The 24187-nt window shown below is 51.7% G+C and carries 19 protein-coding genes and 1 pseudogene; all 20 read right to left on the reverse strand.

Annotated features, from left to right (window positions below; translation table 11 throughout):
- Window positions 1–1229, reverse strand: a pseudogene (locus XYCOK13_RS16440) (hypothetical protein); the annotation flags it as partial.
- A 145-nt stretch (window positions 1230–1374) separates the two neighbouring features.
- Entirely contained in the window at window positions 1375–2304 is a 930-nt protein-coding gene (locus XYCOK13_RS16445) for a glycoside hydrolase family 113 (protein ID WP_213413328.1), read from the reverse strand.
- A gap of 125 nt (window positions 2305–2429) precedes the next feature.
- Window positions 2430–3464 (reverse strand): glycoside hydrolase family 130 protein, encoded by a 1035-nt coding sequence (locus XYCOK13_RS16450; RefSeq protein ID WP_213413329.1) that lies wholly within the window; start codon window positions 3462–3464, stop codon window positions 2430–2432.
- A 130-nt stretch (window positions 3465–3594) separates the two neighbouring features.
- A complete protein-coding gene (locus XYCOK13_RS16455; RefSeq protein ID WP_213413330.1) occupies window positions 3595–4428 on the reverse strand; it encodes a carbohydrate ABC transporter permease in 834 nt (277 codons plus the stop codon).
- Between the two features lie 2 nt (window positions 4429–4430).
- Window positions 4431–5351, reverse strand: a complete 921-nt coding sequence (locus XYCOK13_RS16460; protein ID WP_213413343.1) for a carbohydrate ABC transporter permease — start codon at window positions 5349–5351, stop codon at window positions 4431–4433.
- 132 nt (window positions 5352–5483) lie between these two features.
- Window positions 5484–6857 (reverse strand): ABC transporter substrate-binding protein, encoded by a 1374-nt coding sequence (locus tag XYCOK13_RS16465; protein WP_213413331.1) that lies wholly within the window; start codon window positions 6855–6857, stop codon window positions 5484–5486.
- Between the two features lie 360 nt (window positions 6858–7217).
- On the reverse strand, window positions 7218–8396 hold the full coding sequence (locus XYCOK13_RS16470; RefSeq protein WP_213413332.1) for a glycoside hydrolase family 130 protein: 1179 nt from the start codon (window positions 8394–8396) through the stop codon (window positions 7218–7220).
- A 500-nt stretch (window positions 8397–8896) separates the two neighbouring features.
- A complete protein-coding gene (locus tag XYCOK13_RS16475; protein WP_213413333.1) occupies window positions 8897–9727 on the reverse strand; it encodes a carbohydrate ABC transporter permease in 831 nt (276 codons plus the stop codon).
- A 7-nt stretch (window positions 9728–9734) separates the two neighbouring features.
- Window positions 9735–10667 carry a carbohydrate ABC transporter permease gene (locus XYCOK13_RS16480; protein ID WP_213413334.1) on the reverse strand — a complete coding sequence of 311 codons (933 nt, stop codon included), beginning with the start codon at window positions 10665–10667 and terminating at the stop codon, window positions 9735–9737.
- Between the two features lie 111 nt (window positions 10668–10778).
- Window positions 10779–12146: an ABC transporter substrate-binding protein gene (locus XYCOK13_RS16485; protein ID WP_213413335.1), complete on the reverse strand. Its 1368-nt coding sequence runs from the start codon at window positions 12144–12146 to the stop codon at window positions 10779–10781.
- A 224-nt stretch (window positions 12147–12370) separates the two neighbouring features.
- Window positions 12371–13366: a LacI family DNA-binding transcriptional regulator gene (locus XYCOK13_RS16490; protein ID WP_213413344.1), complete on the reverse strand. Its 996-nt coding sequence runs from the start codon at window positions 13364–13366 to the stop codon at window positions 12371–12373.
- Between the two features lie 117 nt (window positions 13367–13483).
- The gene (locus tag XYCOK13_RS16495) at window positions 13484–14656 is read right to left on the reverse strand and encodes an AGE family epimerase/isomerase (protein WP_213413345.1); all 1173 of its coding nucleotides are present in this window, start codon (window positions 14654–14656) and stop codon (window positions 13484–13486) included.
- Between the two features lie 192 nt (window positions 14657–14848).
- Window positions 14849–15175 carry an antibiotic biosynthesis monooxygenase gene (locus XYCOK13_RS16500; protein WP_213413336.1) on the reverse strand — a complete coding sequence of 109 codons (327 nt, stop codon included), beginning with the start codon at window positions 15173–15175 and terminating at the stop codon, window positions 14849–14851.
- A 16-nt stretch (window positions 15176–15191) separates the two neighbouring features.
- On the reverse strand, window positions 15192–17186 hold the full coding sequence (locus tag XYCOK13_RS16505) for an iron ABC transporter permease (protein WP_244865214.1): 1995 nt from the start codon (window positions 17184–17186) through the stop codon (window positions 15192–15194).
- Window positions 17187–17236: 50 nt separating this feature from the next.
- Window positions 17237–18295 (reverse strand): ABC transporter substrate-binding protein, encoded by a 1059-nt coding sequence (locus tag XYCOK13_RS16510; RefSeq protein ID WP_213413338.1) that lies wholly within the window; start codon window positions 18293–18295, stop codon window positions 17237–17239.
- Between the two features lie 45 nt (window positions 18296–18340).
- Window positions 18341–19216: an ABC transporter ATP-binding protein gene (locus XYCOK13_RS16515; protein WP_213413339.1), complete on the reverse strand. Its 876-nt coding sequence runs from the start codon at window positions 19214–19216 to the stop codon at window positions 18341–18343.
- A gap of 124 nt (window positions 19217–19340) precedes the next feature.
- Window positions 19341–19763, reverse strand: a complete 423-nt coding sequence (locus XYCOK13_RS22180; RefSeq protein WP_213413346.1) for a Sip1-related alpha-galactosidase — start codon at window positions 19761–19763, stop codon at window positions 19341–19343.
- The gene (locus XYCOK13_RS22185; RefSeq protein WP_213413340.1) at window positions 19699–19995 is read right to left on the reverse strand and encodes a Sip1-related alpha-galactosidase; all 297 of its coding nucleotides are present in this window, start codon (window positions 19993–19995) and stop codon (window positions 19699–19701) included. Before XYCOK13_RS22185 ends, XYCOK13_RS22180 begins: the two co-directional genes overlap by 65 nt.
- Before the next feature lie 343 nt (window positions 19996–20338).
- Entirely contained in the window at window positions 20339–20506 is a 168-nt protein-coding gene (locus XYCOK13_RS16530; RefSeq protein WP_213413341.1) for a hypothetical protein, read from the reverse strand.
- Window positions 20507–20658: 152 nt separating this feature from the next.
- The coding region (locus XYCOK13_RS16535) for a cadherin-like beta sandwich domain-containing protein (RefSeq protein WP_213413342.1) at window positions 20659–24187 on the reverse strand (3529 nt) is incomplete at its 5' end.

Genomic DNA, 24187 nt, shown 5'->3' on the forward strand with positions numbered 1-24187 from the left:
TTATCACGGAATAGTAACAAGTGCTGCAACTGGTTATTGAACATCTCCAATTCTTTTGAATATTGATATAAGCGTTCATGGTCATTCGCCAAACGACGGCCCAACAAGACAATTAATACAACGACAAACCCTGCCAATCCCCACTTGTACAGTACGAATTCATAAATTCTGTCCTGAAAAATGTAAAACAATAAATCTGTGATAGACATGCTTCCGAAAATCACTACCCCAATTGCAAACAGCTGCGCCTCCTTGTTTCCCTTGACCGCTTGCGTAACCGAGGCAGTAAGCAAAAGAACCATTTGCGTCAGCAAAAAAACACTCATCAGCGTTACACTAAAAAAGTAGTAAAGGTCCGATATGAGACCATGCGTAGCATGCCAGATCAACAGCACAAGAAAACAGATACAGGAATAAACGAATTGAACTTTTCTATAGATCCGTACAATCTTCTTCATCTTCCCAACAATAATCTGCTCGACAAAGAAGGTCAGGCTGACCGTAAAAGTTAACATCGCAAGGTCAAACAGCAGCAACAGAATTACCCCGAACTCCACATAAACCATCTGCATAAGCCTGGAGTGGCAAAAAACAAAAAGACCCGAGCTCAAAATAACGAGTGCCAAAGCCAGCCACAGACTGCGTTGTGCGCGCCGCAAAAAGATCAGGCAGACCAGCATACTGATCGAAAGAAAGAAAAAACCGCCTGCCAATATCAAGTCTGGGATATTTTTCCCTAAAAAGCCGTGATTCAGCTCTTGAAAATCTCCGAGTTGAGGCGCTTGAGCCAGACCCACCCGCTTAAATAACCCCATCATCCGAATGTACAGATCTTTGCTCCCCGCGTCCGAATCCAGCGAAAGGACTAAATGGTGTCGTTCCGTATCCGCTTTGCGAAACGTTTTGTAAATCAGTCGGTCCTCCAGATAAAACTCAAGGTTTTTTCCATATATCATAGGAAAGTAAAGGCCGCTAGTCGGGGTAGTATGGTTCAGATTCGGAATCTGGATCCGCACCCATCCATCTGTCGCACCCTCGGGCCAAGCAGGAAAAGGATGCCCGGTCCCAGCCGCGAACCACTCCTCGCTGTTCCTGACATCCTCTATCGTCCAGCTGCTGCCCGCAGGCTCCCACAGCATTTCCCATTCTTCTATAGAAACCGCGCTGTTCCCGTTGTCCGCAAGTCCAGCCGTAGCGGGAAACGCTGCCGCCAGCAGAACCAGAATCATAGACGCGATCACGCACTTTTGAACTGTCTTCATGCAGCACCTCAAAGCATTGTCTTGGATTGGATACTTATGCACGAACATGCAATACTTTAAGGTTCGACACTTTTCTACGAAAACCTCTTGATCGAGAAAGTTTGTCCAAAAATTACAATGACTCGAAGAACGCTTTCAGCACTTTTTCTGCCGGCTTGTTGTACAAGGCGTATTTACTATCCTCCGCCGCTTTCTCAGCCGGATACAACAGCGCGCTCCAATCCCAGACACCGATCCCTTCGATCCAAGGCTGCTCGCGCAGCTTTTGTGTCATAACCTTGTAATAGCGCTCCTGTTCCTCAAGGCTAAGCTTGCCCGGGAGCCCCCAGTCGTTCGGCACTTGCGCGGAGCCTTCTGTACTCATGCAGCCGGCCTCTGCGAAGAAGAACGGCATCTGGTAGCGGTCGACGACCTTCTTGATGCGCGCCAGCTGGTTGTCCCAATCGTCAATCGGGTAGTAACCGCTGGAGGAGATCACATCAAGCTCGTCCCACCATTTCACATTGCTTTCCTGGTATTTATCCGTATTGTACGTGATCAGGCCAGAGAAGTGCTCCCGGACAGCACGCACGGTCTGCCGCCATTCCTCCTCCCGCCGCTCGGTTTGCACCATCTCACAGCCGATGATGAACATCTCGCATCCTGTGCGTTCTGCCAGCTTTGCATAGTGCACCTGATATTCCGTATAACTGCGGAACCAATTGCTCCACTTCGGCTCGCACGGAACCTCCAAATCGAAGAAATTGATATGAGCGCGCCAAGTGCCATTGCGGCAGTTGACCGCCGGCTTCATGATGACGCGAAGTCCGAGCGACTGGGCATAACGGATCATCGTCTCCAATTCTTCATCGCTCACCATATGATCGCCTATATAGTCGATTTCTTCCGATTGAGCTGTGTCCTGCAAGGCGGCCAGCGCCACAATGACCGTGTCCGCGCTCGTACGCTCTTTCAGCAGCCTCAATGAATCCTTGGCCTCTTCCTTGAGAAAATCGCCCTTCCTTGCCATCCATCCGAAAGTTACGCCTTTGATGTACTTCATTTCTATTCTTCTCCTTTTATTTGAGTATGGTTCTCTCTAAGCACGGAAGTCCCGCCGACCAGGCAGGACTCCGAATAGCCTTATCATTAGCGAAATCATTAAATGGGACTCACCGCAACAGACTCTTACAGCCTGCCCAACTCTGCATCGTCGCCTAGAGTCTCGTGATGCTCAATGGTGTACGCGACAATCTCTTCTACAGTCGTATAGGCCAAGCCGACGTATGTGTCAGCCGCGCCATAGTAGATGGCGATACGCCCGGTGTCTGCGTCATGCAGGGTCGCGCAAGGGAAGATGACATTGTCGACAAAGCCTCTTTCCTCGTACCATTCTTCCGGGGTGAGCACATAGTTCTGGCAGCGGTATTTCACCTTGGAAGGCTCATCCTTGTCCAGAATGACGGAGCCCATGCTGTAGACATACCCGTTGCACGTCTGCGTGACTCCATGGTAGAACATGAGCCAGCCGATCGTCGTTTCAATCGGGGCAGGTCCGCCGCCTATCTTCAAGGCTTGCCACCAGCCGTGACCGCCCTTGCTCATGACATGGCGGTGCTTGCCCCAATAGAGCAGATCCGGGCTTTCGCTGAGGAAAATGTCCCCGAACGGCGTATGGCCGCTGTCGCTCGGACGCGACAGCATGGCAAAGTTGCCATGGATCTTCTTGGGGAACAACACCCCGTTGCGATTGAACGGAAGGAATGGATTTTCCATACGGACGAATGTCTTGAAATCCTTCGTCTTCGCCAAGCCCAGGGAAGCGCCATAGAAGTCTGTGCACCAAATGATATAATAAGTGTCCTCGACCTTCACAAGCCGAGGATCGTAGGCATAGAGCGGCATGTAACTTTTGCCGGATTCATCGACGAATGGTATGCGCTCCTCTTCAATCTGCCAATGCAGCGCATCATCGCTCCATCCCAAGTGGAGGTGCGGGCGGCCATTTACCGTCTCCGCGCGAAATACGCCAACGAACTTGCCTTCATAGGGCGCAACGGCGCTGTTGAATATACGGGCTATGCCTTTTACCGGGTTGCGTGCAATAACCGGATTCGCAGAATGTCGCCATACCGGTCCGCGATATCCTTCCGGCTTCTCTTCCCATGGCATATTCGGAAGCGAAGCCCCTATAATTTTGACTTGATTTGGTGATTCGCTCATGTCCAATCTCCTTTTCTTTCTATATAATGAATGTCCTGCCCGACACAAAACAGACGGGAGGCGATTGCCACCGTGGCAGCTTGCGGCTTCCTCCCAGTGGCCCCACTTCCCGTCTCTATGCGATTATGCCTTACTTCACAGCGCCTTGCGTAAAGCCATTATAGATATATTTCTGCAAGGACAGGAAGGCGATCAGCGTCGGCAGAATAACGATCATGATGCCCGCGCTAATAATTTCCCACTGCGTTCCGTACGGTCCCTTGAACTTGAACAACGCAGTCGATACGACCTGCAGATCTTCCTTCGGCATATACAGGAACGGAATATAGAAGTCGTTGTAGATCGCCACGCCCTTCACGATAAACACCGTCGCAATCGCCGGTTTCAGCAGCGGCAATATAATTCTGCCGAAAATCGTTAAGTAGGATGCGCCGTCCAGCATCGCCGACTCGTCCAGCTGGTTCGAAATCTGATTGATGAACTGGATGAAAATATAAATTGAAATAATGTCCGTCCCCATGAACAGCAATATCGCCGATGCCCGCGTATTGAACAACCCCAAATCGTTGATAATTTGGAAGGTTGCCACCTGTGTCGTAACCCCCGGAATCAAGACCGCGAACAGGAACAGCGCCATGATGACATTCTTTCCCTTGAATTCGAATCGGCTTAAAATATAGGCGATCATCGTCCCGATCAGAATGGCTCCTCCGATCGAAATCGTCAGCACGATCACCGTATTCATGAAGCCGACCGTCATATTCCCTTCGAAAAATGCTCGTTTGTAGTTATCAAAGTTCAACCAGTCCTCCGGCGGCGTCAGCGCCGTAGAGTTGGCCATTTCCTCACGCGACTTAAAAGAGGTGAACAACACCACAACCAGCGGCAGCAATGCCGCGAAAGCCCCAAGCAGCAGCGAACCGTACTTCAAGACAGAAAAAAATGTGTATTTGGCTTTCTCCATGCTTAGGCTCCCTTCTCCTTGAACAGTTTATTCTGGATCAGCGTCACAAGGATGACGATGATCAGCAGCACAACCGCCATCGCCGAGCCCAGTCCGAACTTACCAAACTTGAATGCCGTATCGACGGTTTGAATGACGAACGTACTGCTTCCATTCGCACCGCCTGTCATAATGTACGGAATTTCGAAGACTGCAATCGCGCCGCTGATCGACAAGATGACATTCAGTTCGATGATTCGGCGAATGCTCGGAACAATAATATATCGGAACTGATGCCAACGGTTGGCACCATCTATATCCGCAGCCTCATAAATATCGCTCGGTATGGATGAAATGACCCCTAGGAAGATAATGAAGTTGAAGCCCATGTACCGCCATACCGACGTTCCCGCCAAGGAAATGTTGATAATATCGGGATTCCCGAGCCACAATTGGATATACTCGCCCAGACCAAACAGCCGCAACAGAGCATCCAATGTGCCGTCAGGACGGAAGAAATACATAAAGATGAAGGCGATTGCTACCCCGTTCAACAAATACGGGAAGAACAGCACGCCTTTGAAGAAATTCTTGCCTCTTACACGGAACGACAGAATCGTGGCGAAGTAGAGCGCAATCGCCATCTGCACGAAGGTGGCGAAGAAGTAGTAAAGACTCACTTTGAACACGCCGAAGTATTCCGGCCGCGTGAAGATTGTTACGTAGTTATCAAATCCGACAAATGTCAGGTTCTTGCTGAAGCCGTTCCAGCTGAAGAAGCTGTAATATACCATCCGGTATAAGGGCAAATATGAAAATGTAACCAAAAGCGCCAAGGGGATAAGCGAAAACAGCACGATAATCACTCGCCGCTGGGCCTTGTAGCTTAAGCTGGAAAAGGATAGCGCGAATCGCGATCCGCCGCCTCCCGGTTGGTTTGTCATACCAGACATGATTATCCCTCCACCGCCGTCAGGCTCAATGCTGACAGTCCAGATGATTCCTTCTGTAAGTATGCTGAATTTATAGAAGGGAAAGAGCACTGTGCGCTTTCCCTTCTTCTGTTTCAGACTATTTTATTCTCCCGTCACTTGTTCGACAGCCTTGCCCCATCTTTCGTTCAGGTCGGCGAAGATGTCCTCAATTGTCTCGTTGCGGTTGCCAATCGCCGCTTCGATAATTCGCTGCTTGAAGTTGGAAGCGAACAGGCCAACCTCGGACTGCTGATCAATCATAGTCAGCCAGCCATTCTCTTCGTCTGGAGCCGGCTCTTCCGAAATCAGGACAACACCAAGATCGTCAAAAGCTTTGAGCGTTTCTGGCATTGCCTCTCCCTTCAGAGGGGAAATACCGCCCTCGGAAACGGCATAGCCGGATTCGTCTGCAAACCAGAATACCCACGCTCTTGCGGCTTCCTTGTTGCTGGAGTGAACATTGATCGCTTGCTTGAAGTCTCCGCCCGAAGAGGAGTAAACATTGCCGTCTGCATTCGTGTACGGGAACGGCATGTACCCGATATCGTTAGGGTCATCAGCGAATTCCTGCATTTGCGTAATTGCCCAGGATCCCAGTACCATCGTGGCAATTTCGCCATTGGCGATCATAGGTTTGGAAGTTTCCCAGTCTGTAGTGGTCGGATCACTCTCGATCAGACCCTCTTTAGCGGCATCATACATTAATTTGTAGATGACATAGTGCGGCTTGCCTTCGGAGAACGGCGCCTTATCGCGAACCAGCGTATAGTTCGTAAACTTCGGATCGCCTGCTACCGAAGTGCGGTTGCCTTCCCACTGGTCCAGCGGCCATCCTGCGGCATAGTTCGTATACAGTGGAATAGCGTCTGTTTTTTCTTTAATTGCTCTCAATGCATCCATAAATTGTTCCGGAGTCTTAGGAACGTCCGTTACGCCTGCTGCTTCAAACACTTTCTTGTTGTACACAATTCCTTGTGCATTGACCGTGATTGGAATACCGTAAGAAATGCCTTCATACTGCTGCTCGTTCACGAATAAGTATTTCTCGCTCAGCTCCTCCACTGTGCCAAGCGGTTCGAAGTAGTCTGGCAAGTCTTGCGGCAACACATAGTTTGGAATCAGAAGAACGTCACCGTAATCCTTCGTATTCATCCGAATCTTTACTTGGCCTTCGTAATCGGTAATCGCTTCGAAGTTCACCTTGATATTCGGATACTTCTCATTGAAGCGCGGCACATACTGCTGACGGAACACAGAATCAACAATATCCGTCCGCTGCGTCAACACGGTAATCTCGCCGCTGATATCCTCGGGCGCTGCATCTCCACCGCCTCCAGCGTTGCCGCCGTTCGAAGACGAGTTGTTTCCGGTGTTGTTAGCAGGTTCGTTAGCATTGTTATTGCCGCCGCATGCTGCTAACAGGCTCAAAACAAATACTAAAGATAGTGCCACTAACCAAAACTTTTTGCCTCTCATGCGAATCCCCCTCTAAATAAGTTTATCGGTTAAGTTACAGGTCAATTGTATAATGGCAACGCTTACCTGTCAACGATATTTTTCGTTTTCGGGGGTACATCTTGTTATCGCTTTCAATAATCAGATAAAGCAAACACGCCCTTCGGAGGCTCCTCATCCGTCTAGGTTAACACCCCAATTGTTAGTGATCTGGACATATTTTATTACTAACATAATATTATAGGACTCCCCCTCCTATTCCCCCGCCGTCTCACCATTGCAGCTGTTTTTTCCCAGCATTACACTCCCCGACAAGCACAAAAGCCGCTCCAAAGATTCACTTTGGAACGGCTCTTGCAAATCGAAATCGGACTTGTCGGTTTATGCTTTCCCCAGCAGCTTCAAATTGTTGCTGATCAGCTCGGATCTTTGCGCCACATTCGGCAGCGAGCGGAATTGGTCTTCAGGCGTATGGAAGGTATAGTCCACCAGACGCTCCAGCGTAGTTGTCGCCACATGGCATCTTGTATCACTGGAAGCGTAGTAGATGAATACTTCGTTCTTGTCATTCACGACGGCGCCGTTGCAGAAGATGACATTGCTGACATCGCCAACACGCTCATCATCATACGGAGCGATGAAATGGCCGCTCGGCACGGCAATGACTTCCCACGGCTTCTCCAGGCTGGTTGCGAACACATAAAGCACATAGCGCAAGCCGGCTGCGGTATTGCGCACGCCATGCGCAATATGAATCCAGCCGCGATCCGTCTTGATTGGCGCAGGCCCTTGCCCGTTCTTCGCCTCGTAGATCGTATGGTATTTCCGTCCGTGAATCACCTTCTCCTCTTTCACTTCCGGATTTTCCATGCTGTCGCTAAAGCCGTAAGCAATACCGCCGCCAGTCCCGGTCGAGATGAATCCGTCTTGCGGGCGGGTGTAAAACATGTACTTGCCGTTCACAAATTCAGGATGCAGGACAACGTTGCGCTGCTGCGGCGAAGGCGTCTTCAAGTTAGGCAAGCGCTCCCATTTCTTCAAGTCTTTCGTCCGAATAATCCCCGCTTGAGCTACAGCGCTCGACGTATCGTAAGGAGGGGCGTCCGGGTCCTTGCTCTCGGAGCAATAAATACCGTAAATCCAGCCATCCTCATGCTGCACAAGCCGGACATCGTATACATTCGTCTCTTCCTTCTCGATGTCGTCCCATGTCATCGGGTAATCCCAGAAGCGGAAGTTGTCAATCCCCGTGTCGCTCTCGGCAATCGCCAGAAACGACTTGCGGTCAAGTCCTTCCGTCCGCACAGCCATATAATACTTGCCGTTGAGATAGATAGCTCCGGGATTCAATGTTGCGTTGATGCCCAACCGCTCCATGAAATGCGGATTCGTCTCCTCATTGAGGTCAAAACGCCAATGCAGCGGTGCGTGATGCCGGGTCAAAACCGGGTATTCATAGCGCTCGTAAACTCCATTATAGAAATCAGACTTCACTTTGTTCGGACGGCTCAACAATTGTTCCTGCTGCTTGAGCAATTCATGATATTTGCTGTGAACCATGTTATCTCCACCTTTCCAATGATACAAGCATAATAGCGAATAATTATTAGCTAATCGATAAGCAAATATTAAACTCCCCCAGTTGTTTTGTCAATGCAACCAGAGCCATCCACACCTGTCACCCCGGAGACATATTGCTTTGCCTGTCCGGTCGACGGCCGAATCCCGTACATCATTGGGCAACACGCGGTATGCTCGAAAAGTGAGGATAGCTCGCGTGCAGTGAACAACTTCGGCGGGAGCATTATAATAAGAGAAATTCGTGGTCGAAAAGCATTAAGAACTAACTTAGTGGCATTCTTTAGAGGAAAAATACGGACTTAAATCCGCGATCAACTGAATGAACAAGAAAACGAGCCGCCAATAGGACCGGGGAATTCCGTTATTTTCATTTGATGTGCCATATCCTGCGGTATAAGACCATCTACGTCTGTTATTTCTCCGATCCTTTGCAGCAGCAGCCGGCTGGAGCTCGCGCCAACCTTCGCGTCAGTCTGCACTTATTTCACAGCACCTTGCGTGAAGCCATTGTATATATATTTCTGCAGGGACAAGAACACAATCAATGTCGGCAGTATCGCGATCATAATCCCCGCACTGATAATTTCCCACTGCGTGCCGTAAGGCCCTTTGAACTTGAATAGTGCTGTTGAGACTACCTGCAGCTCTGTCTTCGGCATATACAGAAACGGAATGTAGAAGTCGTTATAAATATTGACCCCTTTCACGATAAGCACCGTTGCAATCGCCGGCTTCAGCAGCGGCAGAATGATGCGAGCAAAAATCGTCAAGTACGAAGCGCCGTCCAGCATCGCCGATTCATCCAGCTGCTGGGAGATTTGGCTGATGAACTGGATAAAAATATAGACAGAAATAATATCTGTCCCCATGAACAGCACGATTGCCGCAGCGCGTGTATTGAACAGACCGAGGTCATTGATTATCTGAAATGTGGCGACCTGTGTCGTAACCGAGGGGATCAGGGTAGCCAGCAGAAAGAGCCCCATTATGGCCTTGCTTCCGAAAAATTCGAAGCGGCTCAGAATATAAGCAATCATTGTACCGATCAGAATGGCACCCACAATCGAAATCGCCAGGATGATCACCGTATTCATGAAGCCGACCAGCATATTGCCATCGACGAATGCCTTGCGGTAGTTGGCGAAATTCAGCCAATTCTCAGGCGGCGAGAGCGCTGTCGAGCGTGCCATCTCCGCACGTGACTTCAGTGAAGTAAAGAGTACGACAATGAGCGGCAGCAGCGCCGCGAATGCCCCCAGTATCAATGTGAAGTACTTGAATACTGACATGACGGTGTAGTTGAGCCGCATAGTCCGATCAAGCTCCTTTCTCACCGAACAATTTGTTCTGAATCAAAGTCACGATGATAACGATCAAGAGCAGCACAACGGCCATGGCGGACGCCAAACCAAACTTGCTAAATTTGAATGCCGTCTCCACCGTCTGGATGACGAAGGTGCGGCTGCCGTTAGCCCCACCTGTCATGATGTACGGAATCTCGAACACGCTGATCGCGCCGCTGATGGACAGAATAACATTCAGCTCAATGATTCGCCGTATGCTCGGCATGATAATGTAGCGAAATTGATGCCAGCGGTTGGCTCCGTCGATATCCGCCGCTTCATAGATATCCCCCGGAATGGACGAGATCGTGCCGAGGAAAATGATAAAGTTGAAGCCCATGTAGCGCCAAACCGAAGTAGCTGCCAGCGAAACATTGATAATGTCCGGATTGCCAAGCCAAAGTTGCGTAAACTCTCCCAATCCAAGGACTTGCAGCAAAGCATCCAGCGTGCCGTCGGGGCGGAAAAAATACATAAAAATAAAACCGATTGCCACCCCGTTCAGCAAAAATGGAAAAAACAGCACGCCCTTAAAAAAGTTTTTGCCCCGCACCTTGAAGCTCAGTATAGTGGCAAAATACAGGGCAAGCCCCATCTGGATAAAGGTAGCGACAAAATAATACAGACTGACAGTAAAAACACCGAAATATTCTGGCCGCGTAAAGATGGTGACATAGTTGTCCAATCCAATAAATTGCATATTCCTGGAAAATCCGTTCCAGGAGAAAAAACTGTAGTAAATCATCCGATACAGAGGGAAATACGAAAAGGTAATCAAAAACGCAAGGGGAATGATGGAAAATGCGATGATAATGACTCTCCGCTGCGCCTTATAGCTTAAGCGCGCAAAGGAAAGCGCAAATTTCTGCCCTCCGCCGCCTTGCTGGTTACTTACTGTGCTGGCCATACTGGCATCCTCCCATGCGCATGATGCTGATTCCTACGGCTTGGAGATAGGGGAAGGGCATGCCAGCCCTCCCCCTGTACCTCCTGTCCCTCTCCAATTCAACTAGTGCGGTTACTGTCCGGTAACGTCCTGCATGGCGCGCGCCCACCGATTATTCAAGTCGGCGAATATGTCATCGAGCGACTCTTTCCGGTTGCCCAAAGCCGCCTCAATGATGCGCTGCTTAAAGTTCGGCTGCAGCAACCCTACCTCCGATTGCTGGTCAATTCGGTCGACCCAGCCTGTCTCCTCTGTAGGTGCCGGCCGGTCAGCAATCAGTTCTACGCCAAGCTCTTCAAAGCTGGCCAATGTCTCGGGCATAGCTTCGCCCCTCAATGGCGAGATGCCGCCCTCCGAGGTTGCATAGCCGGATTCATCGGCGAACCAGTAAAGCCATGCCAACGCAGCTTCCTTATTGTTCGAGTTAACGTTAACCGCTTGCTTGTAATCGCCCCCTGAAGTGGAGTAAATGGTTCCATCCTCGCTTGTATAGGGGAACGGCATGTAGGCAATGTCTTCCGGATTTTCCGCCTGTCCTTGAATTTGCGTAATGGCCCAGGAGCCAAGTACCATTGCTCCAATTTCGCCATTCGCCATCATTGTCTTCGATGTTTCCCAATCGGTTGTCGTCGGATCCCGTTCAATCAGCCCTTCTCTTGCCAAGTCATACATCAAGCCATATATGACGCCATGCGGCTTGTTCCGTTGAAACGGTTCCGGGTCGCGCACCAGCTCATAGTTGACGAAGTCGGGATCAGCGGCAATCGCCGTACGGTTCGGTTCCCACTGAGTCAGCGGCCAGCCGGCAGCATAGTTCGTGTAGAGCGGAATGGCATCCGTATTTTCTTTAATTGCCCGCATGGCCGCCATGAAAGCTTCCGGTGTCATCGGCAGCTCCGTGATGCCCGCTTGTTCGAATACCCTTCGGTTATAAACAATGCCCTGGGCATTTACGGTAATCGGGATGCCATAGGAAGTGCCTTCATACGACTTCTCGTCAACGAACAGGTATTTCTCGCTCAGATTCTCGACCGATCCGAGCGGCTCGAAGAAGGTAGGCAAATCCTGGGCCACTACATCATTCGGTATAAGCAGCACATCTCCGTAGTCCTTGGTGTTCATGCGAATTTTCACTTGGCCTTCATAATCGGTAATGGCTTCAAAGTCCACATTAATATTGGGATACTTCTCATTGAATCGCGGTACATACTGCTCCCGAAATACGGTATCCACGATGTCGGTACGGTTCGTAAGGACCGTAATATCTCCCCGGATATCCTCCGGGGCCCGATCGCCGTTTTGGGCGCCGCCATTTCCGGCTCCGCCGCCGTTCCCCGCAGCCCCTCCCTCGCCAGTATTGCCGCCCCCGCCGCAACCCGCCACTACACCAATTAGCAGCAGCAAGCACAGAAGCAGCATTGTGTATTTTTGTCTGGTCATCGCATCATACCCCCTGCAAGTCTTTGAAAAGATAAGCCGCTTGTATGTCAAGCCAACTCTTAGCACGGTTAGTATGGTTCGCGCAGAAGGAAGATATGCACACAGCTTCCTGTGCTGGAATCTGCTGGACTTCCCGTTCCAAATAAAAAAACTGCCCTCCGGTTGAATGGTCTCAACCGCGGAAGACAGTCTGCAATAAATCATATGCGATTCAGTAGAAACTATTATACGCTCTGCCTAATGGCCGATACTGACTGGCGGTGAATGATTGTGCCTTTCACCATCTGTCGGCCAATCGTATACTTCGGATTTCTTACCTTCTGGATGATGCTCTTGACGGCAGCTTGCGACATTTCTTCCACATTCACTTCCACAGTCGTCAGCTGCGGATCGCAAATGGCGGAATAAATATCGTTGTCGAAACCGACCACGGAACAATCCTCTGGCACGCGATAGCCCATCTGCTTCAGCTTGTTCGTTAAAATATAAGCGATATGATCGCAATTGCATACGAAGGCCGTTGGCATTTCATCAGGAAGCTGCAAATCGATGAAGATCCCTCTGCGATCCCGGTCCGGAATTACGTAATCCTCCTTCAGCTTGAGATGATGCTCCAAAATGGACTTGTAGTAGCCAAGAAAGCGATCCTGAATGCTGCTGGTCGAATAGATATTGCCGACAAATGCAATTTTTCTGTGTCCTTGCTTGATTAAGTAATTGGTCATTTCGTACATCCCGTAGAAATTGTCCGAAATGATGGAGTCAATATCCACGTCATCGGTATAGAAGTCCAAGAATAAAAAGGGGACATCTGTCTGCTGCAGCAGCTCAATATATTCCTTGCTGATCTGTCCCAAAATGATAAAGCCGTCTACCTTCTTCTCATGGTAGATGCGGGGAAGCACCAGCTGCTCTTCATCCTGGGCGCCCAAGATTTGCAGGATGCCGTAATACTTGTGGCTGTCCAGCACCTTGGAGAGGTGTTCATAGAAATGCAAGTAAAATTGGTTGGCCCCGGCGAAGCGTTCCGGGATGACAACCCCGATATTATAGGACATGCCATCCTTCATGGAACGGGCAACGGAATTAAAGCGGTAGCCCATGTCTGCGGCAAGCTGCTTGATCTTGTCCTTCAGCTCCTCGCTTACGCCTTCCTTGTCATTGAGCGCCTTCGAGACTGTGACGCTGCTGACGCCCAGTTTGTTCGCAATATCGCGCATTGTCACATTTCCGCTGCTTTTCAGATGCTGTCCCCCCTTTTTATACTCATCCTTTAGTACGATTTAAAATGACACACATACACTAACGGTAAATCATACAATGGACTTGTTTTTTTGTCAATGCGCATTCCGTTCAATCATCTCCAGACAGAACCGTCCGTTATGATAGGATGCTTTCCATGGATCAGCCACGTTGCGGCTCGTAGGCTTGCCATCCGCGTCAACAGACCAATACCACTCCCCGCCGGGACGATGGTCAATGATCGCCTGCTTCGTATAGTCCCACACCCCTTGAGCCAGCTCGATGAACCGTTGATCCTGCGTGCGCTCGTAGGCATTGACAAAGCTGACTATCGCTTCTGCCTGCACCCACCAAACCCGGCTGTCGTCCAACTGGTCTCCATGGATTTCATTAGCGATCGAGCCGTCCGGCAGAACCGCAGTATCTGCAATCGCATACGCCAGCTCCTTAACCATGCGCAAATAGGAATCGTCAGTCAGATTCGCCGCCTTGATTGCCTCATCCAGCAGCCAACTGGCTTCAATGTCGTGCCCATATGATTTGAGATCCAGAAGACTTTCCCATTGCTTATTAAAGAACACTTTGTTGTATTTGCCTTCCGCATCGTAAATCCGATCCCGGAACAGGTTCATCAGATTGATCATTCGTTCTTTCAGGCGCTCATTCGGCCATACCCGATACAGGGTTGTATAGGCTTCCAAGACATGCAGATGCGTATTCATCGTAATATCCGCCAGCACGCCGTTCTCGCTCAGACTGACGTTCGGCTTTTCTTCCCATTGTCTGGTGAATTCTTCTTTATAAGCGTTGTTCGCCTCGTCGAAGCCGCGCTCCTCCATCAGCGCGAACAGCTCGCGAGCCAGCGCCAGCGCTTCCTGATCGCCCGTCGCCCGCGCGAATTCGCTCAGGCTGTAGACGCCGAAGCCTTGGCAGTATACATGCTTCCGGTCATCTGACGGATTCCCCTGATAATCAACCAGCCAGTACAGCCCGCCGTATTCCCGGTCCACAAGCTTTTCCTTCAAAAAAGCATAGGCGTGCTTTGCAGCCTCGAGATAAGCCGTCTTGCCAGTAACCCGATAAGCCGAAGAGAATGCCCACAAGTGGCGGGCCGTTGCGATGCCGCCCTTATCGGCCTTGCGATTCAGATTCAGGTTCACATCCATAAGTCCATAAAAACCGCCATGCTCCCGGTCGATCAAATTGAGCCAGAAAGGCATAATATGCTCATGCAGCTCTTTCTCAATTTCAGCTGTCATTTGCTTCAACATTCAACCACCCCTCCTTTATATACTTAAGTTATCGATAACCTGATACTAAACTTGAATCAGCCCTCTTGTCAACGTTATCCTTCATCAGTGATGGAGCTAGTATTGCTTGCGGCCAAAAAAAATAACCGTCCGCGCTCCCGTCGCTTTCGGTTATTACAACAATGGTTTATGAAAGATTCTGTGCCAGTGCTATGCGGTTGCCGTACCCGGTTTTACCGCTGCTACCTCATACATGTTCACGGTGGTGCTTATAATATAGTCCGGCTTCGGCTTGCCTCTATTCTCCCGATGCCCTTGAATGTGCACATCGCTTTTCTCCCAATTTTTCCACGCCTCTATCGATTCCCAGCGTACCATCACGACGACTTCCTCATGCTCCTGCTTCTTTCTGTTCACCATAATGGTACGGTCTAACAAGCCTTCCATCTTGTCCATCGGGCTATCTCCGGAAAAGCGCTCTGTCACCTGTTCGGCATATCCTTCTTTCACCGTAATAGTGCGAATTTGAATAAACATATTGAACACTCCTTTGTTAGAATCGTCTCATTCGGCTCCGGAACATCAACATCAGCAAATAGGGCGTGCCGATCAAGGCAACGATTAATCCTGCCGGTATTTGCTTCGGCGCCAGCGCCACCCTGCCAATGACATCGGCAATGACCAGCATGATGGCGCCCAACACTGCAGACAACAGTACGAGCCGCCTATGATTGTGACCGACTGCCATACGGGCCGCATGCGGCGCAAGCAGACCGATAAATCCAATCGTGCCGACGGCGGAGACCGCGGCAGCAGCTAGCATCACGCCAATGCCAGCCGCATAAATGCGTGTCCGCTGCAGCTTCAGCCCGAGTCCCATCGACGTCTGGTCGCCGAACGCAAGCAAGTCTACCTTCTTGCCGAGCAGCCAGGCAGCAGGCAGCAAGATGACGAGAAAGGCGAGCAGCATGTTGACTTCGCCCCATTCCCGCGCGTACGTGCTGCCAGCCAGCCAGGCCAGCGCCGGTGCTGCGCTCATGCCAGACTGGATGACAAGGAAATGGATGATCGCCGAATTCACGGCAGTCACAGCAATGCCAATCAGGATGAGTATAGTCGGATGCAGCCCTTTTCTCCACGCCAATGCATAGACGACGACAGCGGAGAGCACCGCTCCAGCCATGGAGGCCAAAGGAATGAATGCCGCACTGGCGGAAGGAATTACAGTGATCCACAGCAGCGCACCCACTCCTGCGCCCGACGTAACGCCTATGATCGACGGGTCCGCCAGCGGGTTGCGTACGGCCCCTTGTATCGTCGCTCCAGCCACAGCCAATGCTGCTCCAGCCAGAATCGCAACGGCCACTCTCGGCATTCGCAGCTGCAGCAGCACATTCTCCCCTTGTCCAGTCAGTACCGCCATCCATTCTGTGAACGGAATGCGTGTACTTCCCCACAGCAAGCTGCCAATCGAGCAAAGCGCCAGCACGCTGACGGCAAGGAACAGCAGAACAGGATAAGGAAGCCGATTGTGCAACATGCCAATGCTCATCGAGCTCGAACCGCCCACAGCGGCGGCCTCCTCTCTGGAACTGCGCAGTGCGAGCCAGATTAGCCACGGGGCCCCCAAAATCGCAGTGACGACGCCTGCCGGCAGCTCCCCGATCGTGCTGCGGAACATTTGGGAGACGATATCTGCCAGCAGCAGCACATTGGCTCCCCACAAAGCACTTCCTGGAATGAGCAAGCGGTGCCTGTGAAATCCCATTAATCTAATCAGGTGCGGAGCGATCAGCCCGACAAATCCGATTGGTCCCACTACACTTACAGTGGCTGCAGCGAGCAGCACTGCGACGAGCAGTGCCACGATCCGCATACGGTCTACCCGCTGACCCAGAGCCTGGGCAGTCTCTTCACTCAGCTCCAGCATATCCAGCGCCCGGGTCATTAGTACCGCTATGACCAAGCCGGCGATTATCCAGACCCACCCGTGCTGTACGCCTTTCCAATTATCCTGTATTAACGAGCCTGAGCCCCAGAGAAACAGCCCATTCGTCTCATTCTCGAACAGCAGCTGCATGGCGCTGGTGAAGGACGAGAGCACCAGCGTAACAATCATCCCGGCAAGCGCCATGCGCACAGGCGTGCTTCGCTTTCCTCCGGCAAGCACGTACGCCATGCCTGCGGCGCATGCACCGCCCACAAATGCCAACAGCAGCGGCATTTCCGATTTCAGCGCAGGCAGAAACACGGCGGCCAACACGACTATGAAATAGGCACCGGCATTGATGCCGAATGTCCCCGCCGAAGCGAGCGGGTTGCGCGTAATCGTTTGCAGCAGTACCCCAGCCACTGCCAATGCCGAACCTGCCAGCATGGCCATGACGGCCCGCGGCAAGCGCATCTCCCATACGATATGATGCTCCAGCTTGTCCGCTCGTGCAAACAATGCCTCCAGCACAGCATGAACAGACACATTCGCCTGGCCATGCGCCAGACTAATGAACAGAAGGACAAAAAGGAGGAGCAGCCCTCCTCCGAATGTCATGCCAAATGTAGTCCACACCGCCGGGGCGGGGGCCGAGGTCACTTTCTGTCTCATTGGGTCAGCAGTTCGACTGCCTTCTCAACCACTCTTTCCGATGACAGCGGTCCGCCGAACAGCCACATGTCGCCGCCCAAGGCGTAGTAGCGGTTTTCCTTCACGAAATTCAGTCCGTTCCAGACGGCGTTGTCCTTCAATTGATTCTCGAACGGATTGTCATCGTCCTGTGCAATATAGAAGAAGTTCGCATCCTGCACATCGGCCAAGCGTTCCACGGATGCTGTCTCAAACCCATTCGGCTGGAATACATCCGATTCGAACGCATTGTGCAGTCCGATCTTCTCCAACAGCTGAGACCCCATCGAATTGGTTGTAAACAGGCGCATGACTGCTGCATTCTGGTTGGTCCAAGCCTGGCTGATGACGAAAGGCGCACCATCCCGGCCCGCATCTTTCAAGGCTTGACTCGCATTCTCGAACGCACCTTCCAGATGCGCCATCACCTCTTCCGCCTTCTCCGTCTTGCCCAACACTTGGGCCATCGTATAGAACGTTTCTTCCATATAGTGATATGGATCCCGCAAATTCTCCTCGAACTCGGAACCGAATACGATAGTCGGCGCAATCCGATCCAGCTGCTCGTAGGAATGGGCTACGCGGAAATCAACGGCGAAAATCAGGTCCGGCTCGAGAGCGGCGATCGCTTCCAGATCCGGTTCTTGGCGCGTTCCCACATCGATCACGCTGGCATCAAACTCCCCGGCGCCAACCCAATTTTTATAGCCTTCCATATCGGCGACACCTACAGGCTGGACACCCAAGGCCAGCATGTTCTCAGCGAGCGACCATTCGAGCACGACGACTTTCTTCGGGTACGTGTCGATTGTCTCTGTTCCCATCGCATGTTCGATCGTGATTGGCTCGTCCAGCTGTTCCTCATCCCCCGGGGACACGTCGTCTTGAGAGGCTGGATGTCCGTCCTCATGCCCGGCCTGGCTGTTGGACGCAGCTCCATGATTGTCACCATTATTAGCCGCTGTGCCGCAGGCGGCCGTAACCAGAACCAAGGATAAAATCATAAGCAGTAAATATGGCTTGACGAATGTTTTCATGAATGTAGTTCCCCTCTCCTGCTGTTGCGAAAGCTGCTGTTTTTTTTATAAAGATTGAACGCGTTCCAGTCTGCCAGATTGCGGTTGCAGCGCCCGTTCTGTTTTTGCATTCAGCGGAACAACAGAGCTGCCCGCTTCCTCAACTAATGCGTATGGCAAGCATAGCGGCGCGCCGGTACGCGGACAAGGAATCACATCCGCCTCAATACCGAACACCTCCTGCAGCATGCCCTTTGTGACAACCTTCGCCGGATCGCCTGCCTGCACGATCTTGCCGCGCTTGATCGCAACGATATGCTCGGCATACAACGCGGCGTGATTCAGATCATGGACAACCATCACAATCGTCTTGCCCTCTTCCCGATTCAGCTGCTCCAAGAGCTTGAGCACTTCCAATTGATGGGCCATATCCAAATACGTCGTCGGCTCGTCGAGGAACAGAATGTCTGTCCCCTGTGCCAATGCCATAGCGATCCAGGCTCGTTGCCGCTGTCCGCCCGACATGGACTCGATCTGGCGTTCGGCCAATTCCTCCATCTTGGTGACCTGCAGCGCCCATTCGATCATCGCTTTATCTTCCTTCGACAAGGTGCCAAGCCCCTTCTGATGCGGAAAGCGTCCATATGCGACGAGCTCTCTGACGGTCAGACCTTCCGGCGCGACCGGATTCTGCGGAAGAATCGCCAGCTGCTTGGCAACCTCCTTCGTCTGCATTTGCGAGATGGACTTGCCATCCAAGTAGACCGTCCCCTTCTTGGCCTTCATCAAGCGCGCCATCGTCTTCAGAATCGTTGATTTCCCCGAACCGTTCGCGCCCACCAGTGCGGTCACTTTGCCATCTGGAATGGCGAGATCAAGATTCTCGACAATCGGCTGACTGCCGTAAGAAATATGCAGCTTATCTGCGAATAAACGGGACACGTTCAACCACTCCCTGTTTCGATTATGTACAATGATAATCATTGATAATCATTATCAGTTCGACCATAGTTAATGATAATGATTTTCATTCCTGTTGTCAATGGGAGTTGCGGTTTTTTTGTTCCTATGTTACCGTCGTTTGCCTGCCTGTCGTCCGGCATGTCAATACCGCGTCTGCTGACAGCAGCTTCTGAACAAGGCCAATCGGCGTAACAACCGGCTGTTCCCGCAAGATGACATATAAGGATGCCTCATTCGGCTGCAAACGAACAGGAAGCTGTTCATTCGCCTCGAGCCGCATTAGCTGACGTCGGGTTGCCTCGTAGACGATAAATGACTCGTCTATCTCTGAACTCCCTGCAAGTCCCGGTACATCTGCCGGGCTGATGCTGCCTTCGATCTCGACATCCCGCTCGTGGATATGGAAGGCTGCCAGCACCCCTGCACTTCCGATACGATTCCAAATCTTCAGCGGCTTCGGTTCATGAACAGGATCGATAGTCAGACAATCCGCTGTCGGCTGGCCAGGCTGATCGCAGTGAATAATCCTGTCCGTCGCGGTATATCAGCGGCCATACATGCTCAGCCTTCGTCCTGCCCGTCTTGTCGCTGAAATATACCGGGCCGCCGCTGACTGCGCGCAAGACCATATTCTGCTTGTCATCGTGATGATCGGTCCAGTACATATCCCAGTCGCCCCAATAGAACGAGCCGTGGAAATACGAATTATAAGCGTTTTGCAGCGCATGCTCCCGGAAGCTCTCCGCTGCGGCAGGCACAAAATCATCGCTGCAGAACGCTGTCCAAGGCTTGGCTTATGCACGCTCCAACCAAGCCACGACCGTTTCGATGATTGGCGATTATCAAGGCAAGATGGCCGAGCACTCTGATATCGTTCTCCAGATTCCTTCTAAGAACTACGGCGTAGTCGAGGACGTGCACGTACATGGCACATGTCATTTCCCAATACATTTATGAACTGAAGAATAAAGCCGCCAGCGTGTAATCGGCGCACAAGGACCGCCGGGACATAGTGTTCCGGCGTTTTTTGCATTCCTTTTCACACTTCCCCCTTCCTCATGCATTTTTTTTAATGAACGTTAAGCCTTGTTTCACCTTCTTTCAGATTTCACCGATACGATGAAGAGCCGGCAAATACGGATGGAAGGAATGAGCACATAGCATGAGAAAGCGGCAAGTGACCATAATCAGGCAGATTGCAGCTACCACATTGGCCTTCTCTGTTGCAATTGTTAGAAACTTGGACAATTCCCGTTCACATGCTGCCATGGGAAGTGCCCCTTCCAAAACGGGCAGCCAGTCCTAGTCAAACTCATCGCATTTAGCCAGCTATGCGCCCTTGAACAAAATATACACCCTCCCATGGAGGGAAATCCTGAATTCGGAATCCCGTGTCCATACAGAGGGTGTATTCGCTCAGATCAGATCAAATCCGCCGCTTCCAGCAATCCCATGATCATGGTTGCGGCCTCAGCCCGTGTCAGATTCGATTTTGGCGCAAGCTGCTGGTGGCTGCCGCGAACGATCTTCGCGTCAACGCAGGCTGCCGCCGCTGCGCGAGCCCATGCGCTGATTTGCGAGCTGTCGCGGAACTGGCCGAGCACTGTGTCCATCTGTTCTGGGGCAGGCCCGCTCAGGCCAACCAGCTTCATGGCGTGGCTCATCATTACCATCGCTTCTTCTCTTGTTATTGTGGCGCGCGGCTTAAAGGTTTGGTCCTCGAAGCCGGAGAGCAGCCCGTATTCCTCGCCTATGGCGACGGGCTCATAATACCAAGCCGTCCGTGGAACGTCTCGGAACGACGGCTGCTTCGTCGTCTGGCTTAGGCCCAGCGCACGGTTCAGCATAGCTGCGAATTCCGCGCGCGTCACGGGGCTGTTCGGATCGAAGCTCGTGGCAGACTTGCCGCTGACGATTAATCGCGACGCGCTTTCATTCACGATTTCTCGGGACCAGTGATGCTGCGCATCCTCGAAGGTTGCTTCGTTATAAATGAGCGTATACGCGCTGTTCGTTAAGCTATTAATCTCGGCATAGTACTTGCCATCTTGTTGAACCACCTTCGTCGGCACATGATGGAACGTACCATTCGGGAGCACAATCACCCCTGTTGTAATTTTGCCGGGATCGACCTCATCCGGAACAACCAATCTTCTGGTCACGTAAGCATGGAATTGCGCAACTCCAGTACGCTCCTCTCCATCCGCCAATGCAATGGAGAATGACACCGGGAAGATGAGCGGAGTCAGGTTAGCCTGATCTGCATAAGCCTTGACTTGTTCCGCTTCGCCCTCTGTCAAGGAAGCGATCGTCACCTCGAAGCTCATATGTGCCTGAATATCACTCATAGCCTGATCCAAGATCAGATGATGCATGGGAAGAGTGTAGGTTGCTGTTTCCGTCTGGATTCTAAGCTCCGCCTGCAAGGACTGCATCAGTTGCAGATTCGCCCCGTCGAGTTGTGTCACAACTTGATCTACAGCCTCCGAAATCCGAATAAGGATAGGAGCGTTCCTGCCTTCGTTTTGCAGCTTTTCTCCGAGCTTATCCGGGTCCAGGATCACCGTAATTCGGGATTGCCCATTCGGCGCTGTATCCCGCACAATCGTTCCTAACTCAAAATCATCGGAAGAAGACGACGAGGGACTGTTAGACCCGCCTGGTGTGTTGCCGGCGCGATTATTCCGCCAAATATCCAGCTCATACTCCCGCACACTGCCGTCCCTTGCTGTTACCACAATGTCAAATTTGTTGCGTCCTACATGAACGGGCACTGTTACAGCTTGCGAGCCGGTTGCTGCCGGTTCACCGTCAATGCTGACGGCCGCCTCCGCATCTTCAGCGCTGGCCGTGATAGTGACTTCGGTCACTCTGTTTGCCACTGTTGCGCTGTAAGTGGTTTGGTCAGGTGTGAATGCAGGCGTCAACGTTCCGGAAGACAATGTGATTCCGATAAGGTTGGCGTTATGGCTCAACGGCCTTCGAGTCACTGTAATCCGATAAGTCTTGCTGCTGCCGTCTTCGGCAGTTACCCGGATGATTACTTGATTATCGCTGCCATAAGCCAGTGGAATTGCTGCCGACGGTTGGCCGCTGTCCGCCAGTTGCCCGTTTATAGTAATGGATGACTTCTCGTCCGCAGCCGCTGGAGTGACCGCAATACTCGTCACGCTGCTTTCTACGGTTACCGAATACTCCGTATGCAGCGGATCGAATGCCGGCTCCAAGGCGCCAGAGTTGACAGTCAATGCGCTTAAATCAGCAACAGTGCGCAGCGCTTCTCTGGCAACAACCAATGTGTAGATTTCATCCGTTGTGCCATCTTCGGACACGACTGCAATGGTGATCGTATTGTTGCCTACCTCAAGCGGTACAGCAATGGCGCTTCCGCTTGTTACGGGAGCAGCATTCACCGTGATCACTGCGTTGAGATTGGCGGCCGTCGGAGTTACATTCAAGGCATATACATCATTGGTCACTGTGGCAGAATAATGCATAACCGTTGGTGTGAAATCCGGTGCCAGTGTGCCTGAATGGATTGTCAGACTACTCAAGCTGGCATCGATACTGAATCTTTTGATCTGAATCGTATAAAGCGAGCTAGACAAATCTAACGCCGTTACTTCTACCGTGATTTTATTCGTTCCAACGTCAAGGGGAACCTGCACACTTCCGTTCGTTGGTGTCATCCCGTTCACTTTGATATCTGCCGTATCATCCATGGGCAACGGCGTCACGATTACGGCATACACGCTATTTGTTACGCTCACCTGGTACGATGCAGTTGCCGGATCGAAGCCCGGGGACAGGCTTCCTTCGCTTAGCGCAAGGCCGTTTAGCAGCGAGCTGTATCGCCGTATGTCGATCTCGTAGTCTTTACTTGTTCCATCCTCCGCTGTAACTTTCACCGTTAACCTGTTTAGACCCGGCTCCAGTTCAACTGTTTGACTTGCTCCGCTTGCAACGGGCAAGCCATTGACGGTAATTGTGGAGGTAGCTGCTTCGACTGTGGGTGTTACGGCAAGAACAGCGACATCATTCCCTACGTTAGCTGTATACGTGTTTTTACTGCTTTCAAATACGGGGTCAAGCGTTCCGTGCGACAATTCCAAATTGGCCAGGTTTGCATTGCTGTTAGCTGCTCGTGTCACAGTCACGGTATACGTCTTCGTTGTCGTGCCATCCTCGGCGGTCACTTCCACCTCTATCGTGTTGGGACCGACGTTCAGCGGAATCGGGTCGCTTGCGGAACCGCTCGTCACAGCTGTGCCGTTCACCGTAACCGTCGCTGTGCTGTCCGCCACTGTCGGGGTCACGGTCAAGCTGTTTACCTCATTCCCTACACTGGATGTGTACAAGATAGTCCCGCTCGCAAACGCGGGGGACAAGCTTCCTGCGGACAATGTCAAATTGCTCAAGTCTGCATTGCTGCTCGCTGCCCGTGTCACTGTTACGGTGTAAGTTTTCGTCGTGCCGTCTTCTGCTGTGACGACGACCGTAATCGGATTGTCTCCTACGCTCAGCGGAATCGGGTCGCTTGCAGAACCGCTCGTCACAGCTGTACCGTTCACCGTGACCGTCGCTGTGCTGTCTGCCACTGTCGGGGTTACGGTCAAGCTGTTTACCTCATTCCCTACACTGGATGTGTAGGTGATGGTGCTGCTCGCAAACGCGGGGGACAAGCTTCCTCCGGACAACGCCAAATTGCTCAAATCGGCATCGCTGCTCGCCGCACGCACCACTGTCACGGTATACGTCTTCGTTGTCGTGCCATCCTCGGCGCTCACTTCCACCTCTATCGTGTTGGGACCGACATTCAGCGGAATCGGGTCGCTTGCGGAACCGCTCGTGACCGCATCGCCGTTGACCTTCACCGTGGCAGCATCATGAGATACTGCCGGGGTTACCGTCACCTGTGTTACTTCGTTTCCCACATTCACCGTGTAGGTC

This window comes from Xylanibacillus composti, assembly GCF_018403685.1.
GTDB classification, from domain to species: Bacteria; Bacillota; Bacilli; order Paenibacillales; family K13; genus Xylanibacillus; species Xylanibacillus composti.

Coding starts and splice junctions, on each gene's coding strand:
- XYCOK13_RS16445 (WP_213413328.1), bottom strand. CDS start 2,304: ATGAAGTACATCAAAGGCGTAACTTTCGGATGGATGGCAAGGAAGGGC.
- XYCOK13_RS16450 (WP_213413329.1), bottom strand. CDS start 3,464: ATGAGCGAATCACCAAATCAAGTCAAAATTATAGGGGCTTCGCTTCCG.
- XYCOK13_RS16455 (WP_213413330.1), bottom strand. CDS start 4,428: ATGGAGAAAGCCAAATACACATTTTTTTCTGTCTTGAAGTACGGTTCG.
- XYCOK13_RS16460 (WP_213413343.1), bottom strand. CDS start 5,351: ATGACAAACCAACCGGGAGGCGGCGGATCGCGATTCGCGCTATCCTTT.
- XYCOK13_RS16465 (WP_213413331.1), bottom strand. CDS start 6,857: ATGAGAGGCAAAAAGTTTTGGTTAGTGGCACTATCTTTAGTATTTGTT.
- XYCOK13_RS16470 (WP_213413332.1), bottom strand. CDS start 8,396: ATGGTTCACAGCAAATATCATGAATTGCTCAAGCAGCAGGAACAATTG.
- XYCOK13_RS16475 (WP_213413333.1), bottom strand. CDS start 9,727: ATGCGGCTCAACTACACCGTCATGTCAGTATTCAAGTACTTCACATTG.
- XYCOK13_RS16480 (WP_213413334.1), bottom strand. CDS start 10,667: ATGGCCAGCACAGTAAGTAACCAGCAAGGCGGCGGAGGGCAGAAATTT.
- XYCOK13_RS16485 (WP_213413335.1), bottom strand. CDS start 12,146: ATGACCAGACAAAAATACACAATGCTGCTTCTGTGCTTGCTGCTGCTA.
- XYCOK13_RS16490 (WP_213413344.1), bottom strand. CDS start 13,366: ATGCGCGATATTGCGAACAAACTGGGCGTCAGCAGCGTCACAGTCTCG.
- XYCOK13_RS16500 (WP_213413336.1), bottom strand. CDS start 15,175: ATGTTTATTCAAATTCGCACTATTACGGTGAAAGAAGGATATGCCGAA.
- XYCOK13_RS16505 (WP_244865214.1), bottom strand. CDS start 17,186: ATGACATTCGGAGGAGGGCTGCTCCTCCTTTTTGTCCTTCTGTTCATT.
- XYCOK13_RS16510 (WP_213413338.1), bottom strand. CDS start 18,295: ATGAAAACATTCGTCAAGCCATATTTACTGCTTATGATTTTATCCTTG.
- XYCOK13_RS16530 (WP_213413341.1), bottom strand. CDS start 20,506: ATGGCAGCATGTGAACGGGAATTGTCCAAGTTTCTAACAATTGCAACA.